Origin of the sequence: Pectobacterium peruviense (assembly GCF_003312355.2) — a bacterium.
Lineage (GTDB): Bacteria > Pseudomonadota > Gammaproteobacteria > Enterobacterales > Enterobacteriaceae > Pectobacterium > Pectobacterium peruviense.
The window spans coordinates 852,807-870,404 of the sequence record NZ_CP161826.1 but is presented as its reverse complement, the minus strand read 5'-3'; the positions used below and the strand labels follow the sequence as shown (position 1 = coordinate 870,404).

Annotated in this window: 14 protein-coding genes, 2 pseudogenes and 2 CRISPR repeat arrays (1 of these 18 cut by a window edge); of the genes and pseudogenes, 11 read left to right on the top strand and 5 right to left on the bottom strand. The window is 49.2% G+C overall.

The features are described 5' to 3' along the window. Positions 1 to 434: direct repeats of the CRISPR family, unit length 28 nt; unit sequence GTTCACTGCCGTATAGGCAGCTTAGAAA; it reaches 434 nt to the left of the window's first position. A gap of 101 nt (positions 435 to 535) precedes the next feature. The 5 genes from DUT67_RS03905 to DUT67_RS03885 all read left to right on the top strand — a co-directional run bounded on the left by DUT67_RS03905 (position 536) and on the right by DUT67_RS03885 (position 4,420). Continuing rightward, entirely contained in the window at positions 536 to 1,015 is a 480-nt protein-coding gene (locus DUT67_RS03905; protein WP_039306464.1) for an Lrp/AsnC family transcriptional regulator, read from the top strand. 251 nt (positions 1,016 to 1,266) lie between these two features. Continuing rightward, positions 1,267 to 1,881 (top strand): YitT family protein, encoded by a 615-nt coding sequence (locus DUT67_RS03900; protein WP_039293524.1) that lies wholly within the window; start codon positions 1,267 to 1,269, stop codon positions 1,879 to 1,881. A 64-nt stretch (positions 1,882 to 1,945) separates the two neighbouring features. Further along, positions 1,946 to 3,139 (top strand): amino acid aminotransferase, encoded by a 1,194-nt coding sequence (locus DUT67_RS03895; RefSeq protein ID WP_113632789.1) that lies wholly within the window; start codon positions 1,946 to 1,948, stop codon positions 3,137 to 3,139. A gap of 183 nt (positions 3,140 to 3,322) precedes the next feature. Beyond that, positions 3,323 to 3,820 (top strand): M48 family metallopeptidase, encoded by a 498-nt coding sequence (locus tag DUT67_RS03890; RefSeq protein ID WP_113632788.1) that lies wholly within the window; start codon positions 3,323 to 3,325, stop codon positions 3,818 to 3,820. A gap of 120 nt (positions 3,821 to 3,940) precedes the next feature. Beyond that, a complete protein-coding gene (locus DUT67_RS03885) occupies positions 3,941 to 4,420 on the top strand; it encodes an Hcp family type VI secretion system effector (protein ID WP_113632787.1) in 480 nt (159 codons plus the stop codon). Positions 4,421 to 4,468: 48 nt separating this feature from the next. Here DUT67_RS03885 and DUT67_RS03880 read toward each other — a convergent pair whose 3' ends face one another. The 3 genes and pseudogenes from DUT67_RS03880 to DUT67_RS03870 form a co-directional block, all read right to left on the bottom strand. Next, complete coding sequence (locus DUT67_RS03880; RefSeq protein WP_113632847.1) at positions 4,469 to 4,876, bottom strand: DUF1240 domain-containing protein; 408 nt, start codon at positions 4,874 to 4,876, stop codon at positions 4,469 to 4,471. A 36-nt stretch (positions 4,877 to 4,912) separates the two neighbouring features. Beyond that, positions 4,913 to 5,316, bottom strand: a pseudogene (locus DUT67_RS03875) (DUF1240 domain-containing protein). After that, positions 5,309 to 6,180: pseudogene (locus tag DUT67_RS03870) on the bottom strand (hypothetical protein). The pseudogenes DUT67_RS03875 and DUT67_RS03870 overlap by 8 nt, the downstream one beginning before the upstream one ends. Positions 6,181 to 6,432: 252 nt before the next feature. Beyond that, positions 6,433 to 8,020: a CRISPR direct-repeat array (repeat unit 28 nt; unit sequence TTTCTAAGCTGCCTATACGGCAGTGAAC). 295 nt (positions 8,021 to 8,315) lie between these two features. Between DUT67_RS03870 and cas1f the strand changes: the two are divergent. From cas1f to cas6f, 6 genes are read left to right on the top strand one after another with little or no spacing between them, the layout of a single operon-like run. After that, positions 8,316 to 9,296, top strand: coding sequence for a type I-F CRISPR-associated endonuclease Cas1f (gene cas1f, locus DUT67_RS03865; RefSeq protein ID WP_113632846.1), 981 nt, complete (start codon positions 8,316 to 8,318; stop codon positions 9,294 to 9,296). Beyond that, positions 9,293 to 12,583 (top strand): type I-F CRISPR-associated helicase Cas3f, encoded by a 3,291-nt coding sequence (gene cas3f, locus DUT67_RS03860; RefSeq protein ID WP_113632786.1) that lies wholly within the window; start codon positions 9,293 to 9,295, stop codon positions 12,581 to 12,583. Before cas1f ends, cas3f begins: the two co-directional genes overlap by 4 nt. A gap of 23 nt (positions 12,584 to 12,606) precedes the next feature. Continuing rightward, a complete protein-coding gene (gene csy1 / locus DUT67_RS03855; RefSeq protein WP_113626666.1) occupies positions 12,607 to 13,941 on the top strand; it encodes a type I-F CRISPR-associated protein Csy1 in 1,335 nt (444 codons plus the stop codon). After that, positions 13,938 to 14,870, top strand: coding sequence for a type I-F CRISPR-associated protein Csy2 (csy2, locus tag DUT67_RS03850; protein WP_048262192.1), 933 nt, complete (start codon positions 13,938 to 13,940; stop codon positions 14,868 to 14,870). Before csy1 ends, csy2 begins: the two co-directional genes overlap by 4 nt. A 13-nt stretch (positions 14,871 to 14,883) precedes the next feature. After that, positions 14,884 to 15,897 carry a type I-F CRISPR-associated protein Csy3 gene (gene csy3, locus DUT67_RS03845; RefSeq protein ID WP_113626665.1) on the top strand — a complete coding sequence of 338 codons (1,014 nt, stop codon included), beginning with the start codon at positions 14,884 to 14,886 and terminating at the stop codon, positions 15,895 to 15,897. A 9-nt stretch (positions 15,898 to 15,906) separates the two neighbouring features. Next, the gene (gene cas6f / locus DUT67_RS03840) at positions 15,907 to 16,461 is read left to right on the top strand and encodes a type I-F CRISPR-associated endoribonuclease Cas6/Csy4 (protein WP_113626664.1); all 555 of its coding nucleotides are present in this window, start codon (positions 15,907 to 15,909) and stop codon (positions 16,459 to 16,461) included. Positions 16,462 to 16,783: 322 nt separating this feature from the next. Here cas6f and DUT67_RS03835 read toward each other — a convergent pair whose 3' ends face one another. Beyond that, a complete protein-coding gene (locus tag DUT67_RS03835; protein ID WP_113632785.1) occupies positions 16,784 to 17,200 on the bottom strand; it encodes a type II toxin-antitoxin system VapC family toxin in 417 nt (138 codons plus the stop codon). Further along, complete coding sequence (vapB, locus tag DUT67_RS03830; protein ID WP_011095187.1) at positions 17,197 to 17,424, bottom strand: type II toxin-antitoxin system VapB family antitoxin; 228 nt, start codon at positions 17,422 to 17,424, stop codon at positions 17,197 to 17,199. The genes DUT67_RS03835 and vapB overlap by 4 nt, the downstream gene beginning before the upstream one ends. Positions 17,425 to 17,598 lie beyond the last annotated feature (174 nt).

The following is a 17,598-nucleotide window of genomic DNA, read 5'->3' as shown; positions in this document are numbered from 1 at the left end:
AGGCAGCTTAGAAATCGGTCATGCACGGCAGCTTGCAGACGGGAGTGTTCACTGCCGTGTAGGCAGCTTAGAAAGTTGTCGCCATCTCCGGCCCAGCGCTGGAGGCGTTCACTGCCGTATAGGCAGCTTAGAAATACGGCCTGACCGATGTAGATGACGAAACGACGTTCACTGCCGTATAGGCAGCTTAGAAATACATCCCTGGCTGTGAGACGCGTTTTATCCGGTTCACTGCCGTATAGGCAGCTTAGAAAGATCCTCTAGCCCCCCGCTACTATTCAATATCGTTCACTGCCGTATAGGCAGCTTAGAAAATGCGCGATTTTCTCAATGCAAAAGAAGAGATGCTCACTGCCGTACAGGCAGCTTAGAAAGGGCGCGCTGTCATGCTGCGCATCGAGCCAGCATTCACTGCCGTACAGGCAGCTTAAAAAACAAAACGTTTCGGAAATCAGCGATAAAAAACTCATAGGCAACGCGGCTTAAAAAGCTGGTAGTCTGTTTGACTGACTACTGACATGGTTTAGGGAACGCGATGTACAACATTGATGATTTCGATCTGAAAATCCTGACGCTGCTACAGACCAACGGTCGCCTGACTAATCAGGAATTGAGCGAACTGGTCGGTCTTTCCGCCTCGCAATGCTCGCGCCGCCGCATCGCGCTGGAACAGGCACAGCTCATTCTTGGCTACCATGCTCGCCTGTCACCGAATGCCGTTGGATTGGAATGTCTGGGGTTAATTGAAGTCCGGTTGATCAACCACACCAGCGAATATGTTGAACGCTTTCATCAAATGCTGGGGGAAGTGGATGCGATTATTGACGCCTATAAAACCACGGGCGATGCTGATTATCTGTTAAAAGTCGCCGTCGCGGATCTGCCCGGACTCAGCACGCTGATTAGTCAGATTCTGTCGCAGAACAAGAGCGTCGCACATCTGAAAACCTCAGTGGTATTGAACCGCCTTAAAGAGAACGGTTTGATCACGCCAGAACCGCCTGCGTTGCCCTGAATTGGGGCAATCGCGTCTATTTGGTGCAGAAAAACGAGCAACTCACGCAAAAAATCATAACTTACCGCACGACTCAGCCATTTTTATTATTAAAATCGCACGAATCATGCGTTATTTTCATCGATATAATTCAATACGTTGCTCTTATTACCGTAGGTCTTTCGCGCAAACCAGCCGCTAAGCGGTATCATCTGGTGTGATTCTTGCTTGGGTAAGCACATGTTTTTACGACAGTCTATCGAGTGCTCACCATGGATAACGTTATTCCGACGCAAAAAATATCACATACGTTGCTGGAAGATGTTCTGGCAATACTGATCGGCACGCTGATGGTGTCATTTGGCATTATTCTGCTGCGTCAGGCTGGCGCGCTCACCGGTGGCACCGCTGGCATCGCTTTTCTTGTCCATTATCTGACAAACGTTTCCTTTGGTGTCGCGTTTTTCCTGCTGAATCTGCCCTTCTATTATCTGGCCGTACGACGCATGGGGTGGGAATTCACAGTGAAAACGTTCAGCGCTGTCGGGCTGGTTTCTCTGTTTTCCGATCTGCATCCGCTGTTCATTCATTTCGATCAGCTCAACCCGTTCTACGCCACGCTATTCGGTAATATCATCACCGGAATAGGCTTCGTCGTACTGTTCCGCCATAAAGCCAGCCTCGGCGGCGTTAACATTCTGGCGCTGTACCTTCAGGACAAATACGGCCTGCGGGCGGGGAAACTCCAGATGGGCGTCGACGTTGTGATTGTGCTGACTTCCCTGTTCGTGGTAAGCATACCGATGTTGATTGCTTCGATTCTGGGGGCAACCATTCTGAACCTGATTATCGCGATGAATCATCGCCCTGGCCGTTATGCGGCCTGATTGTCCCCCATCATCATCGGGGTTGCGGTACCCATAAAAATGACACACTCAGGAGAGCTACACTGTGTTTCAAAACGTTGATACCTATGCCGGAGATCCTATCCTGTCTCTGATGGAAAAATTCAAACAGGATCCAAGAGCAGATAAGATCAATTTGAGTATCGGGCTGTACTACAACGAGCAGAATATTATCCCGCAGTTGCGATCCGTCAGCGCAGCGGAAAGCAGCCTGCGGCAGCCTGCTCAGAGCGCGAATTCCTATCTGCCGATGGAAGGGTTACAGCCTTACCGCACGGCCATCCAGCATTTGTTGTTTGGTGAAAGCCACGCGGCGCTGGAAGCGGGTCGCATCGCGACCATCCAGACGCTGGGCGGTTCCGGTGCGCTGAAAGTCGGTGCAGATTTCCTGAAACGCTACTTCCCAGCGTCAGAAGTGTGGGTCAGCGATCCAACATGGGAAAACCATATTGCGATCTTCGAGGGCGCAGGCTTTAAGGTTCACACCTACCCGTATTTCGATGGCGAAAGTCTGGGCGTGAAATTTGACGCCATGCTCTCCACCCTGCAAACGCTACCAGCACGCAGCATTGTGCTGCTGCATCCGTGCTGCCATAATCCGACCGGTTCCGATCTCACCACCGAACAATGGGATCGCGTCATTGAGGTTATCATCCAGCGTGAGCTGATTCCGTTTATGGACATCGCCTATCAGGGCTTTGGCCTCGGCATCGAGCAGGATGCCTATGCGATTCGCGCCATTGCCAGCACAGGCGTGCCGGCATTGATCGCCAACTCGTTCTCCAAGATTTTCTCACTGTATAGCGAGCGCGTCGGTGGCCTTTCCGTCGTGTGTGACGATGCCGACAGCGCACAGCGTGTACTGGGTCAGTTAAAAGCGACCGTACGCCGCAACTACTCTTCCCCGCCAAATTTCGGCGCACAAGTGGTTTCTAAAGTCCTGAACGACGTGCAGTTAAACGCCGACTGGAAAGCGGAAGTCGAAGAGATGCGCACGCGTATTCTAAGCATGCGTCAGGAGCTGGTTTCCGCATTGAAAAACGCACTGCCGAACCGCAACTTCGACTACCTGCTCACCCAGCGCGGTATGTTCAGCTACACCGGTTTCAGCCCGGAACAGGTTGACCGCCTGCGTGAAGAGTTTGGCGTGTACCTGATCGCCAGCGGTCGTATGTGTATGGCGGGGCTGAACCACAGCAACGTCCAGCGCGTCGCTGCTGCTTTCGCCGCCATTCAGTAAACCGTAAAATGACAAAGCCACTGATTTAATCGACGTGATAGTGTATAAACTCGGTTAAATCGGTGGCTTATATTTAAGACCAACCAGCAAAGCAGCACGGCCGGTTCTTCACATCCGAATTAGCGAGAAAGTACCGCCCCATCACCCGTGCTTAACCTGAATTATTCCAACGAATAAAACGCTATGACCCAGTTACGCTACCTGAACGGCTATCCCCCAACGATTGTTGCACAAGCGCAGACGCTCCTCGATCAAGGTAAACTCGGCCTGTGGCTGGAAAAAAGATACCCTGACCGCCATCAGGTCCAGAGTGACAAGTCGCTTTATCAATTTGTCGCTGAACTCAAGCAGCGATATCTGAAGAATGCGCCAGCAATATCAAAGGTGCTTTACGACAATAAACAGAATCCGATAAAAGGGACGCTGGGCACCAATACGTTTGTGGCGCGTGTACAGGGTGGAAAATTAAAGTCCAACAACGAAATCAGAATAGCGACACTATTTCGTGACGGACCAGAAGATTTCCTGCGTATGATCGTGGTACACGAACTCGCCCACCTCAAAGAAAAAGACCACAACAAAGCCTTCTATCAACTCTGCTGCCATATGGATCCTGATTATCACCAGTTAGAATTTGATATGCGAATCTGGCTGAACTGGCGAGAAATAAACGCAGGTTAGATTTTACACCAGAGTTTTATAATGGTTTGCTTTGACATTGCCTTAGCCGTATTATTTCCGCGCTGATAATCAATATATTATCACTCAGTTTATTGATAAATTTTCTCATAAGGATTTGATATGGCTAATTTGATTTACGCCAGCATTAATGGTCAGAAACAGGGTTTAATATCATCTGGTTGCTCAACGCTCGACTCAATTGGCAATCGCTATCAAGTCGGTCATGAAGACCAAATACAAGTATTAGGATTAAACCATAGCATCAGTCGTGACCAAAATGTCGCACATCACCCGATTAATTTTATTAAGCCAATCGATAAATCATCCCCGTTATTAGGAATGGCAATCTCTTATAATGAAAAGGTAGATGTGACATTTTATTTTTATCGCGTCAATTCCGCTGGGCAGTTAGAGCTTTATTATGAAGTAACTTTAACAGATGCGAGTATTGTGGACGTCACTTGTGTCTATCCACACGTCATTGATAACAATGACATCATGCCGTATGAAAAAGTCCAGCTGAAATATAAAACTATCGCATGGAATCATAAGATCGCAGGAACGTCGGGTTACAGTATCTGGGAGGAAATGAGTCTCTAATATTTATGAAATTTGATAACAAGCACATTTTATCAGTTGTGCTTGTTATTACCACTCATCACAAAGAGCAATATCTTTCACATACTGATTGGGAGCTACCCATGAGTTCTTAGGACAAGTTTTATAATCTTGACCATTAATATTACATGATATATAAATTGATGAGAAAAAACTAACGACCGCACCAAATATAGCTACAACAGCTAATGAATTAGCTAACTTATTATTCATTTTAGGCACTTCATTTTTTATCGCTGAATAAAATGCCAAATATAAAAAATAAAACAACAAGGGTGATCCGAACACCATTAATCCAAGTTTCCATGAGAAAATAATCACATCACTTTTTTGTAAAAAACTCAAATATCCATTGAAAGAAATCCAGCTAATAAAACATGAAATGAAAAAAAGAAAAATTGCAAATGCGCCAACTAATGGCCTGTTTACCTTAACCACAAACACCCCTAAATCATAAAATAATTATAACTATATTTATTCTTTACAAAGAGCAATATCCTTTACATATTTACTGGGATCCATCCAGGATATTTTTGGACAGACTTTATAACCATGAGAATTAAGGTTGTATGATATATACGATGATGAAAAAAACTAACTACAGCACCAAATATAAGGATTTTAATCAACCACTCGCCTAATTTATTATTTATCTTTATGTGTTTGTTTTTTATAGCAGAGAAAAAACAAACATATGAAAAATAGAATGGCAAAGGTACTCCAAATATAGCAAACCCCACTCTCCATGAAAAAACTATTACATCATTTAATTTAAAAAATGATAAGTATGCACTTAAATAAAACCAAGTTCCCCAGCAGGAAAGACATAAAAGAAAAACAGAAAACGCCCCAATTAATGGTCTATTTACTTTAGCCACGGCTAATTCTCCCCAAAGCATTAAAAAATTGGTCGGGATGGTACGGTGTATATTGTTTTTTATGTGACTTAATATTTTTTATTATCGTCTCACTTATTTTATATTTATTGTCTAACCAGTATAATGACAAACTGACTAAAACACCTATGACAAATATACCCCCAGCAATAACAATGACGCTGGTTCCAGTTACCATGGCTGAGGTTGCAGCTACTTTTGCCACCCAACCGATTCCAACCGATACTGCTAGTTTTGCCGCATCCATCGTTAAATTAACAAAGAAATCGGTCAGTGCGTATTCATCTTTCACCATCAACTCAATGGCTCGATAAGCACCTGAAAATATAATGCAAAACCTTGCCCAGTCGCAATACCACTTTCAATACATTTTGTACCTATCCCTATATCTAGTATTTTTTGGTTACTGACTAAATATCGGGTGGCATCTAAATACTTTCTTACCCCCGGATATCCAGATAATTTTATGTATTTACTGCCATTTTTCCCGACATATTCCGTTGCCGTTACCCCACCCCCTTTAATTTCCATCACGATTCTGCTAACAGACACCGCTTCTGCAATATTCCCAGCAAACGATGAGACAGGATCAGTACAGCCAAACATGGCTGTTTTCCACGATTGATTAGGATTAGGTGTGCATAACGTTTGTAAGAAATACGTCGCTTCCTGCGCAGTCAATATGGCATGAATGTTATCGTTATTTATTTAATTGAGTTGAGTTGAGTTGAGTTGAGCATGTAATTTCTGATAGTTAATATCTGCATGCTGTTTTTTAAAATCAAGATGATCTTCTAACCGATAGTCATCATCAACAAACGTTTTTAAAACCGGATCATATTTCACAAGTGCCTCACTCCCTCGAATTTTACTTAAGTCAACAAACTATTTCCCTGTAAGTGTACTTTAACGGAAAAATGATAGTTTTTAAATGTTAATAACATTCAATCTGCAATTTTCCATTCCCACCAAAAGAAACCCATTACTTGAAAACATTACGAAAATAGGTCATCAACAATACGTTATTTAAGAGCTACAGGCATTGAGCGATGGCGCAGTGCAGCCTCGATAATAACCAGACAGCAGTGCTGAGTACCGTGAATAGGCTGCCTGTACGGCAGTGAACTGCAGCAGACCTACGCCTTAGAGTTTGGTGCTTTTCTAAGCTGCCTGTGCGGCAGTGAACTGACTGACACCGCGTGAGCGGTCAGTGTCATATTTCTAAGCTGCCTGTACGGCAGTGAACCGAAACCAGTTCAACCTCACTCCGCTACTTAATTTCTAAGCTGCCTGTGCGGCAGTGAACAAATTCTGCCAGGCGGAGTTAGTTTTCTCCTCTTTCTAAGCTGCCTATACGGCAGTGAACGCATAGGCAAAAGTACATACAAGTTAGGCATGTTTCTAAGCTGCCTATACGGCAGTGAACATTTCACCAGGCCCCATAAACATACCTGCATCTTTCTAAGCTGCCTATACGGCAGTGAACGTAATACCCATCGTTTTCCTCTACATGCCAAATTTCTAAGCTGCCTATACGGCAGTGAACCTGAGAGAGCCTTTCTGCGCTTTGATTGTGTTTTTCTAAGCTGCCTATACGGCAGTGAACGAGAGGTTCGCGCTTTCCTGCTGAAATACTATTTTCTAAGCTGCCTATACGGCAGTGAACCCACTTGAGCAATAAACATCGCTTGTGCCACTTTTCTAAGCTGCCTATACGGCAGTGAACCGCGTGCCGCCACATTATTGGTTATTTTATGATTTCTAAGCTGCCTATACGGCAGTGAACGAACTCATAGTTACTCGGACGCTATTTACCTTTTTCTAAGCTGCCTATACGGCAGTGAACGGCAGGGAATAACGGTAAAATCTGTTTGGCCATTTCTAAGCTGCCTATACGGCAGTGAACCTGCGCCGCCTGCTGCTGCGCCTGCGCTCTCTTTTCTAAGCTGCCTATACGGCAGTGAACGATTTACGTAGCCACAGCGGGAAAGTGTGGCATTTCTAAGCTGCCTATACGGCAGTGAACAACTCTGGGTATTGCTCAGCGGGTTATGCGTTTTTCTAAGCTGCCTATACGGCAGTGAACCTGGTGGTGGCTAAACTAGCCGATGCCAATGATTTCTAAGCTGCCTATACGGCAGTGAACTCGGCGATGTGCTTGATTTTTGATAGGCGACTTTTCTAAGCTGCCTATACGGCAGTGAACTGGATTGACCCGCTGCTGACTGCGATTGATCATTTCTAAGCTGCCTATACGGCAGTGAACATAGGTTTCACCAACCTGATCGATCACATCACTTTCTAAGCTGCCTATACGGCAGTGAACAATTCAGCCATCATTGCCCGGAGTCTCTTCCATTTCTAAGCTGCCTATACGGCAGTGAACTCGTCGTGGTCGCCTGCGCTTCTTCCTGTGCGTTTCTAAGCTGCCTATACGGCAGTGAACCTAAAGACAGCCCTAAAGCCTTCCTGTTAAAATTTCTAAGCTGCCTATACGGCAGTGAACTGCCGCTGGCGGCGTCTGATTGGGTGCGATGTTTTCTAAGCTGCCTATACGGCAGTGAACTGAAATTTCGGGTTTCTGACCTGCTTGATATCTTTCTAAGCTGCCTATACGGCAGTGAACCATTATTAGACGGAGACAAAAAAGCGGACATATTTCTAAGCTGCCTATACGGCAGTGAACTGTAGCTCGATCACTCTAACGATTTGTTTTATTAGCAGCAATTGCCATTTTCTTCGTAAAAACCCTTTTTTTAACCCCATCTGTAACTCATTGATTTTTAATCCTGTGAAATAGGCCAAATAAAAAGGGTCTACGTTTGGGTAAAATTTTTTGCGGTCATCATTTTTCACATGCAACTGTGATAGTCTGATTTTCATCAGTTTTCTTAAGATTATATTTTTTCTTATCAAATAGTTAGCTTGCGATTTATTTCGCTGGCGTCATGGCTATTATCTATTACGGCAGAAAATACATTATGGATAACGCCTTTAGCCCTTCGGATTTAAAAACCATTCTGCATTCCAAACGCGCCAATGTTTATTACCTCCAACATTGCCGTATTCTCGTCAACGGTGGTCGTGTCGAATATGTCACGGAGGAAGGAAACCAGTCTCTGTACTGGAATATTCCCATCGCCAATACCAGCGTGGTGATGCTGGGAACCGGCACCTCCGTAACTCAAGCCGCCATGCGGGAATTCGCCAGAGCAGGCGTGATGATTGGTTTTTGTGGCGGTGGTGGTACACCGCTGTTTGCCGCCAACGAGGCTGAAGTCGCAGTATCCTGGCTATCGCCACAGAGCGAATATCGACCAACCGAGTATTTGCAGGACTGGGTCAGCTTTTGGTTCGATGATGAGAAAAGGCTGGCCGCCGCCATCGCCTTCCAACAAGTGCGAATAACGCAAATTCGTCAACACTGGCTGGGTTCTCATCTGCCCCGTGAATCGCGCTTTACCTTTAAATCCGACCATCTTCAGGCGCTTCTGGATCGTTATCAAAAAGGATTAACCGACTGCCGCACCAGCAATGACGTGCTGGTACAGGAAGCGATGATGACCAAAGCCTTGTACAAACTGGCCGCTAATGCCGTTAGTTATGGCGACTTTACCCGCGCCAAACGCGGCGGCGGCACCGATCTGGCGAACCGCTTTCTCGATCACGGCAACTATCTGGCCTATGGGCTGGCCGCCGTCTCAACGTGGGTGCTGGGCCTGCCGCACGGGTTAGCGGTGTTACACGGTAAAACTCGCCGTGGCGGGCTGGTATTTGACGTCGCCGATTTAATTAAAGATGCGCTCGTGCTGCCGCAGGCTTTTATTGCCGCGATGGAGGGCGAAGATGAGCAAGAATTTCGTCAGCGCTGTCTGACCGCATTTCAACAATCCGAAGCGCTGGATGTGATGATCGGCAGCTTGCAGGATGTCGCCAGCAAACTGAGTCAGGTAGTGCGATGAACATTCTGCTGATTTCAGAATGCAATAAGCGTGCGCTGGTCGAAACCCGCCGGATACTGGATCAATTTGCTGAACGCAAAGGCGAGCGCAGTTGGCAAACCGCCATCACGCTGGAAGGGCTGAACACGCTACGCAAGCTGCTGCGCAAAACAGCCCGTCGCAATACGGCAGTTGCCTGCCACTGGATTCGTAGCACAAACCACACCGAGCTACTGTGGGTCGTCGGCAATCTGCGACGTTTTAATGCGCAGGGAAGTGTTCCTACCAATACCACCAGCCGAGATGTTCTGCGCACAAAAGATGAAAATCCGTGGCACAGCGCAGAAGTATTCAGCCTGCTGGCCGCCATTGCTGGGCTATTTCACGATGTTGGCAAAGCCAATGCGCTATTTCAGGCTGGCCTGAGCGGTACTGGCCCACGCAGCCAACCCTATCGACATGAATGGGTATCGCTACGACTATTTCAGGCCTTTGTCGGTGAGCAGGACGATAAAGCCTGGCTAACCACGCTCAGCATGATTACCTCAGAAGCAGAAGTCGCGCTGCTGGCGACGCTGCAACAGGATAAACCGACGTTCAGCGATAGTCCATTCCGTACCTTGCCGCCGCTGGCGCAAACCATCGCTTGGCTGATTGTTTCTCACCATCGCCTGCCTGTGTTTAATAAATCGACAGAGCTTGCACCAAATAGTAGTGAACCGCAGTTAAGTTTCGCTGAGACATGGCTAACCGACCATCTTTCTCCACAGTGGAATGCACTCAACCATTGTCAGATCGGCTGGACGCCACACGAGCGAGAGCAAAACTGGCAGTTCCCTAATGGCACACCGCTGTACAGCGCGGTCTGGCGCGAGAAGGCACGAAAATTTGCGGGTCGCGCACTGAAGCTGCCCTCATTTATGCATTTCAGCCAGTTAGATCAACGGCTAACCGTGCACCTAGCCCGTCTCGCTCTAATGTTGGCAGACCACCACTACTCGGCAGGAGCGGCAACGGTTGGCTGGCAGGACATCACTTATCCGGTGTGGGCTAACACCGATCGTAAGACTGGGAAATATAAACAGAGGCTGGATGAACACTGCGTCGGCGTTGGGCAAAATGCCTTACTGCTGGGGCGAAGTCTGCCGCACCTGCGTGACACACTCCCCGCCATCACTCGCCACAAAGGGTTCCGTCAACGTAGCACGCACCCGCGTTTTCGCTGGCAAGATCGCGCGTTCGACCTTGCCTGTTCTATTCGTGAAACCAGCAAGCAGCACGGCTTCTTCGGCATCAACATGGCATCGACAGGCAGAGGAAAAACGTTCGCTAATGCACGAATTATGTATGGCCTGTCGGATGAATCTACCGGCTGCCGCTTCTCCGTCGCGCTGGGGTTACGCACGCTGACGCTGCAAACGGGCGATGCACTACGGCAGCGTTTGAAGTTGGACGAAGACGACTTAGCGGTGCTGATTGGTTCACAGGCGGTGCAAGATCTCCATGAAATGCGGAAAGAGAATCAACAACGCCAGCAGAATACGCCACAGACCGGCAGTGAATCCGCCGATCCGCTGTTCTCTGAACATCAATATGTTCGCTACGATGGCTCGCTGGATGATGGTCGGCTAAAAGCATGGCTGGAACGCAGCCCAACTCTGCATCAATTACTGAGTGCGCCGGTGCTGATCACTACCATCGATCACCTGATGCCCGCGACGGAAGGGCTACGCGGCGGCCACCAAATTGCCCCAATGCTACGATTATTAACCTCCGACCTGGTACTCGATGAACCGGATGATTTTGGTCTGGAGGATCTTCCTGCACTTTGCCGACTGGTTAACTGGGCGGGAATGTTGGGCTCACGCGTGCTGTTGTCGTCAGCCACGCTGCCGCCTGCGTTAATTCGTGCGTTGTTCGATGCCTATCTTGATGGCCGCGCCGCCTGGCAACAGGCTTACGGTACGCCAAATACGCCACTAAACGTCTGCTGCGGCTGGTTTGATGAATTTGACTGTCAGCACGAACAATATGGTGACGTGAAAGACTTCATGGTCAGACACGATGCGTTCGTTCATCAGCGGCTGAAAAATCTGACGAAAGATGAACTCCCGCTTCGACTGGCCGCTATTGTTCCCGTCAGTAGCCCCAGCAAAAACAAAGATGATGTTCATCTGTCCGTCGCGCAGGCGATCCATCCACGGATGTTCGATTTACATTCTCAGCATCACCAACAGCATGAAAACGGGAAAAACGTCTCACTGGGGCTGGTCAGAATGGCAAACATCGATCCGCTGGTTGCCGTCGCTCGACAGTTACTTGCCATCCCTTCACCGCCGGATACCTGCATTCATTACTGCATTTATCACAGCCAGCATCCGCTGGCGATGCGATCCCACATTGAACAGCGGCTTGATGCCGCGCTGATGCGTAACGATGCCGATGCTCTGTGGCAGGTGGAGGAAATTCGTCAGGCGATAGAAAATTCGCCGCAACAGCATCACGTCTTTGTTGTTCTGGCAACCTCAGTCGCTGAAGTGGGTCGCGATCATGATTACGATTGGGCGATTGTCGAGCCTAGCTCGATGCGTTCACTTATCCAGCTTGCCGGACGCATATTGCGTCACCGGCAGGACAAGCAGTATGTGCCTAAAACCCCCAATATCTATCTGCTTAGCCACAACATTCGAGCGCTTAGAGGGAAAGACATCGCGTACTGCAAACCTGGCTTTGAGTCGCAGGATGACAGCCTGGATACACACGATCTCCACCAGCTATTGCAGGAAAAAGAGTACCGCCACCTCAATGCCGCGCCGCGTATCGTGCAGCCAGCATCGTTTACCAAACCGCTTTCGCTGGTAGCGTTAGAGCATGCCGTGTTGGGGAAAACGCTGCTTGGTCTCAAAAATAAAAAGCTCGATGATCTGAAACGCCCTCCCGCGGCCTTTTGGTGGCGCGCGCATCCGCATTGGAATGGCGAACTACAGCGGCGTACGCCATTTCGTCAATCAGCGAAAGATGAGGCGTACACCCTGTGGATCGCCGATGACGATGAAGAACCGGTTTTCATGGTGCAGGACGATGGTCCGAGTGGCTGGAAGCAAAGCGATATTGCTCGCCCCGTTACGCTGAACATGGCAGAAGGCGTCAGTGCCTGGATAGAACAGGATTACCACGCCTTGTACCAACAGTTGGCGGAAGAAAAGCAGTGGGAACTGAGCTGGGTGAGCGCCCGATTCGGCGAAATTCGTCTGCGGGAAGAAGAAGACTGGTACTGGCACCCGATGTTAGGGGTATTTGGACAATGACAATAATAACAAGAGGAGGAGGAATGGAAGAGAATAAGCTGGCACAGTTCATTGTGTCCTACATCAGCACGCGAAAGCAGGCCAAGCTGGATGCTTTCGATAAAGAGGCGGAGAAGAAACGTGCGGCACTCAGCGGTGAAGCGCTGGCTGTAGCGGAACGAGAACTGGCACAGGCGCGGCAGGAGATAGAGCAGAAGCACGAGGCGTGCAACTGGTTAACCGATGCCGCCAGCCGCGCTGGACAAATCAGCCTAGTCACGCATGCGTTGAAGTTCACCCACAGTGATGCCAAAGGCAGCAGCGTCTTTAACGCCGAAACGGTAGCGAATGCTAAAACGCTCTCCACCGCGACGCTGGCACAACCCGCCATTGATGCCGTCGGCAACGCAGCCGCACTCGATGTCGCCAAGCTGCTACAGACTGAACACGACGGTGATTCGCTGGTCGCCGCCTTACAGCGTGGTGACAACCGCGCACTGGAAGCGCTGGCTGAAAACCCAGAGCAGCTTGCACAGTGGCTAACAGGGTTTCAACAGGTGTTCACCAATCGCCAACCCAGCTCACATAAGCTAGCCAAACAAATCTATTTCCCGCTAGCAAACGGCGAATACCATCTGCTCAGCCCGCTTTACTCCTCTTCGTTGGCACACGCGCTCCACCAGCGGATCAGTGCGGTGCGTTTTGGTGACGAGGCAAAAGCGATTCGTCAGGCGCAAAGAACAAATCAGTGGCACGACCAGCTCTCTATCAGCTATCCCAATCTGGCAGTACAGAATATGGGGGGCACTAAGCCGCAAAATATTTCCGCGCTAAACAGTAGCCGCAGCGGTCGTTCTTATTTGCTCAGCAGTGCGCCACCACAGTGGAATAGTATTGAAAAACCGCCGCAGCAGCATGAATCCATTTTCCGGCCACGCGGCGAGGTGGACTATCACACCAGAGCGACGTTAGCGCAGATGCAGCGCTTTTTACTCAGCGTCAAAGACGTAGAAAACAATCGCGACATTCGTCAACAGCGCCTGCGTTACCTCGACCAGTTGATCGATCAGCTCTTCTTCTATGTCGCCAGCGTGCAGAATCTACCCGTCGGTTGGAGCGCAGAGTCTGAACTGAAACGCGCCCAGCAGCTATGGCTCGACCCTTATCGTGCAGAAACGGATACGGTTTTCCGCCGTGAACGCGAAGCGGGAGACTGGCAACAGGCAGTAGCCTACGAGTTTGGCCGCTGGCTGAACCGTCGCCTCAAACATGAAAACCTGATTTTCGGCGAGGTCGAACGTCGGGAATGGTCTACCGCAGCCCTGTTCAAACGTCGTATGCGTGAAATGGAAAGCGCACTGAAAGAGGAGCTGGCATGAGCACGTTGATTATCCTCCGCCGTATCCAGGTCGAAAACGCCAACGCCATTGCTGGACTGACCTACGGCTTCCCCGCGATTACGCACTTTCTCGGTTTTACCCATGCGCTATCGCGTAAGTTACAGGCCAGCCACGGACTGACGCTGGAAGGCTGCGGCGTAGTAAGCCATCAGCATCAGCTACATGCCTATGGTTCTAGCTGGGAGCGGAGTTTTGCCCTGACCCGTAATCCACTCACCAAAGAAGCCAAAACGGCCGCTTTTAATGAAGAAGGCCGCATGCATATGACCGTCTCGCTGTTAATACGCTGCGACGGACAGATTCCGGCGGACACGACAGCGCTATGTGAACATTTGAAACAGCAGGCGCAATGCCAACGTCTGGCAGGAGGAACAGTGATTGATATCGAGCGGGTCACCGTCCAGTCGTTACCGGTGGACGAAGCGGAAACCCGTGGAGTCATGCGCCGCCTATTACCGGGCTTTGTGCTGCGAGATCGCACCTCACTACTGCATCGCCATTTTCAGACGTTACAGCAAGCCAACCCGCAAGCAGAAATGATCGATGCCTGGCTGGATTTTGCCGCGCTAAAGATGCAGGCAGAACGCGATCCTAGCGATGAAACCGTACAGTGGAAATACCTTCCCAAACCCGGCGACGGCGGTTTTCTGACGCCATTGATGATTGGCTACCGTGCCATTTCGCCACTTTATGCGCCCGGTGAGGTTGATAAAACCCGCGATCCACACACGCCGTTCTGTTTTGCCGAAGCCGCCTACGGCATCGGAGAATGGCAAGGGGCGCACCGCATCAGCGATATCCGCCAGATACTCTGGGAATATGACTATCAGAACGGCGATTATCACTGCCGCCAATTAGCGGATACCCATCCTGTAGCTGAAGACACTTCCTACGAATTCGATTACTAAAAAGGACGACATCATGGCAAAAGCAGCAACGACGTTAAAGACCGCATCAGTACTGGCTTTTGAACGTAAATTGGCTAACTCGGATGCATTGATGTATGCAGGAAACTGGGCGCAGCAGGATAACTGGACGGCCATTGCCATTCAGGAGAAATCGGTACGCGGGACAATCTCTAACCGCCTGAAAAATGCCCTCACTAGCGACCCAGCCAAACTGGATGCGGAAATTCAGAAAGCCAACCTGCAAAAAGTGGACGTCGCCGCCCTTCCCTTCGGGGCCGATACCCTGAAAGTCGTGTTCACTCTGCGGGTATTGGGTAATCTGGCGCAGCCCTCGGTCTGTAACGATCAGGAGTACCAAACCGCGTTGGGGCAAATCATTACCGGATACGCTCAGGAACAAGGTTTCAGCACATTAGCAGCACGCTATGCAGAGAACATCGCGAACGGTCGTTTTCTGTGGCGCAACCGTGTCGGCGCAGAGGCGATCCGTGTGGTCGTCACCAAGAAAGGTGAAAGAAGTTGGGAATTCAACGGTGAAGACTATTCACTGCGCCAGTTCAGCCAGCCGGCAGGCGATCTTGCCGCACTGACACAAGCGATTGAGAAAGGGCTGGCGGGTGACACCTCGGCGCTTTTTACCGTCGAAGCTTATGTACAGCTAGGTAACGGTCAGGAAGTCTTCCCTTCTCAGGAACTGGTGCTCGACGAAAAAGCGCGTAACGGCAAGAGCAAGATCCTCTATCAAGTGAATGATGTCGCGGCCATTCACTCACAGAAAATTGGCAATGCATTGCGCACCATCGACGACTGGTATCCGGCGGCTGATGAAGCGGGTCCGATTGCCGTCGAACCTTACGGCTCCGTAACCAGTCGCGGTAAAGCCTACCGACAGCCCAAAGAGAAAATGGATTTCTACACGCTGCTGGATAACTGGGTGATTAAAGGCGATGTTCCCATGCCTGAACAGCAGCATTACGTGATCGCCACGCTGATTCGCGGCGGTGTGTTTGGTGAAAAAGGCGAATAAGGTGGCGGTATGGATCACTACATTGATATTCGCGTCCAACCCGATCCCGAGTTCACTGCGTCTCAGCTATTGAACGCGCTGTTTGCCAAACTGCACCGGGCTCTGGGGCAATTGGCCGATGGCAAGATTGGGATTAGCTTTCCCGAAGTGGGTAAAACGCTGGGGGAATGCTTGCGGCTACACGGTACGGAAGACGCGCTCTCTGTGTTAGAAAAAACATTCTGGCTGAAAGGATTGCGGGATTACACACAGGTTTCTGAGTGCAAGGCCGTACCTGATGGTGTGAAGTTTCGTACCGTGCGCCGCATTCAGCTCAAAAGCAGCGCCGAACGTCTACGCCGACGCTCCGTTAGCAAAGGCTGGCTGACGGAAGCGGAAGCTGCGGCACGAATTCCCGACGCAATAGAGAAACGCAGCGCACTACCGTTTGTGCAAATAAAGAGCTTGTCCAACGGGCAGATGTTTTTTGTATTTGTGGAACATGGCCCGCTACAGAACGCCCCTACCGCAGGCCGTTTCTCTTCCTACGGTTTAAGCACGGAAGCCACCGTTCCGTGGTTCTAACCCTTTTTTAACGGCCAACTGCAAGCTATTGATTGTTAATTGCAGTTGGTCGTCTTAATAAAAAAGGGTTTTTGAGAAAAACCATATTCTCTTTAATAATCTGGTTGTTAGTGTGAAAACCTAACCGTTCACTGCCGTGTAGGTAGCTTAGAAATGATTGAAGTCGGCTTTCTGAGGCGTAATGTTGTTCACTGCCGTATAGGTAGCTTAGAAACATGCACCTTGGTTCAGATCAGCTTTTTGCGTATTCACTGCCGCACAGGCAGTTTAACAAGCCTCTGGGCTTCCATTGCGTTGGAACACGTCCAGCCAATCAGAGCAATTATTTAACCCAATCTTCCAGTATCAGTTCCGGTACTCGCTCAAATTCTCTCAGATTATTGGTGACTAGTATGGCCTTAGCGCTGATAGCATGACCAGCAATGGCCGTATCGTTTGGACCAATAGGTGTACCAGCGGCAGCTAGTGAAATTTTAATTTTTGTGGTGACGTCTACCGCTGCGCTATCCCAAGGTAATATCGCATCAAGTCGGCGGCAGAAAGCATCAACCAGCAGCATATGGCGCGGCGAAGCTTTTTTGCCAACCGCACCGAAACGCATTTCAGCGTACGTGATCGCTGATACCACGATTCGATCGCGTCGCAATGTGCATTGCTGCAACTTTTCAATCACCGCAGCCGGGTGTTCACGCATAATGAAGGAACAGATATTGGTATCCAACATGAACAAACGGCTCACAGTTCGAATCTCCCCTCTTCGACTACATCCTGACGTTCTGTCATAAAGTCAGCGTCAGCGCGCTCTTCTTGCAGAAACGAATGCCAATTGGGCTTGACCGGGCGCAACATGATGGTATCCCCCTCACGCACGATCTCTAGTTCATTGACGCCTTCAAAGTCCATATCACGCGGCAAGCGAATAGCACGGTTATTACCGTTTTTAAATACCGAAACAATACGCATAATGCACCTCCTCTTAATACAGAATTCAGCCAGCCGCTAGCCTAACTAAAATATAGGCTAAGTATAGATTTGAATCGTTCTCTTGTATATCCGCGGCATATGTACGCACCTAACATAGGTCTACCGAGAATAGATAAAATCGTTGCCACAGGGTTGGCACCCTTTTTTCACGGA

Excerpts from the sequence above, each read along its gene's own strand:
- DUT67_RS03905 (WP_039306464.1), top strand. The coding sequence starts at position 536 with ATGTACAACATTGATGATTTCGATCTGAAAATCCTGACGCTGCTACAG.
- DUT67_RS03900 (WP_039293524.1), top strand. The coding sequence starts at position 1,267 with ATGGATAACGTTATTCCGACGCAAAAAATATCACATACGTTGCTGGAA.
- DUT67_RS03890 (WP_113632788.1), top strand. The coding sequence starts at position 3,323 with ATGACCCAGTTACGCTACCTGAACGGCTATCCCCCAACGATTGTTGCA.
- DUT67_RS03885 (WP_113632787.1), top strand. The coding sequence starts at position 3,941 with ATGGCTAATTTGATTTACGCCAGCATTAATGGTCAGAAACAGGGTTTA.
- cas1f (WP_113632846.1), top strand. The coding sequence starts at position 8,316 with ATGGATAACGCCTTTAGCCCTTCGGATTTAAAAACCATTCTGCATTCC.
- cas3f (WP_113632786.1), top strand. The coding sequence starts at position 9,293 with ATGAACATTCTGCTGATTTCAGAATGCAATAAGCGTGCGCTGGTCGAA.
- csy1 (WP_113626666.1), top strand. The coding sequence starts at position 12,607 with ATGGAAGAGAATAAGCTGGCACAGTTCATTGTGTCCTACATCAGCACG.
- csy2 (WP_048262192.1), top strand. The coding sequence starts at position 13,938 with ATGAGCACGTTGATTATCCTCCGCCGTATCCAGGTCGAAAACGCCAAC.
- csy3 (WP_113626665.1), top strand. The coding sequence starts at position 14,884 with ATGGCAAAAGCAGCAACGACGTTAAAGACCGCATCAGTACTGGCTTTT.
- cas6f (WP_113626664.1), top strand. The coding sequence starts at position 15,907 with ATGGATCACTACATTGATATTCGCGTCCAACCCGATCCCGAGTTCACT.
- vapB (WP_011095187.1), bottom strand. The coding sequence starts at position 17,424 with ATGCGTATTGTTTCGGTATTTAAAAACGGTAATAACCGTGCTATTCGC.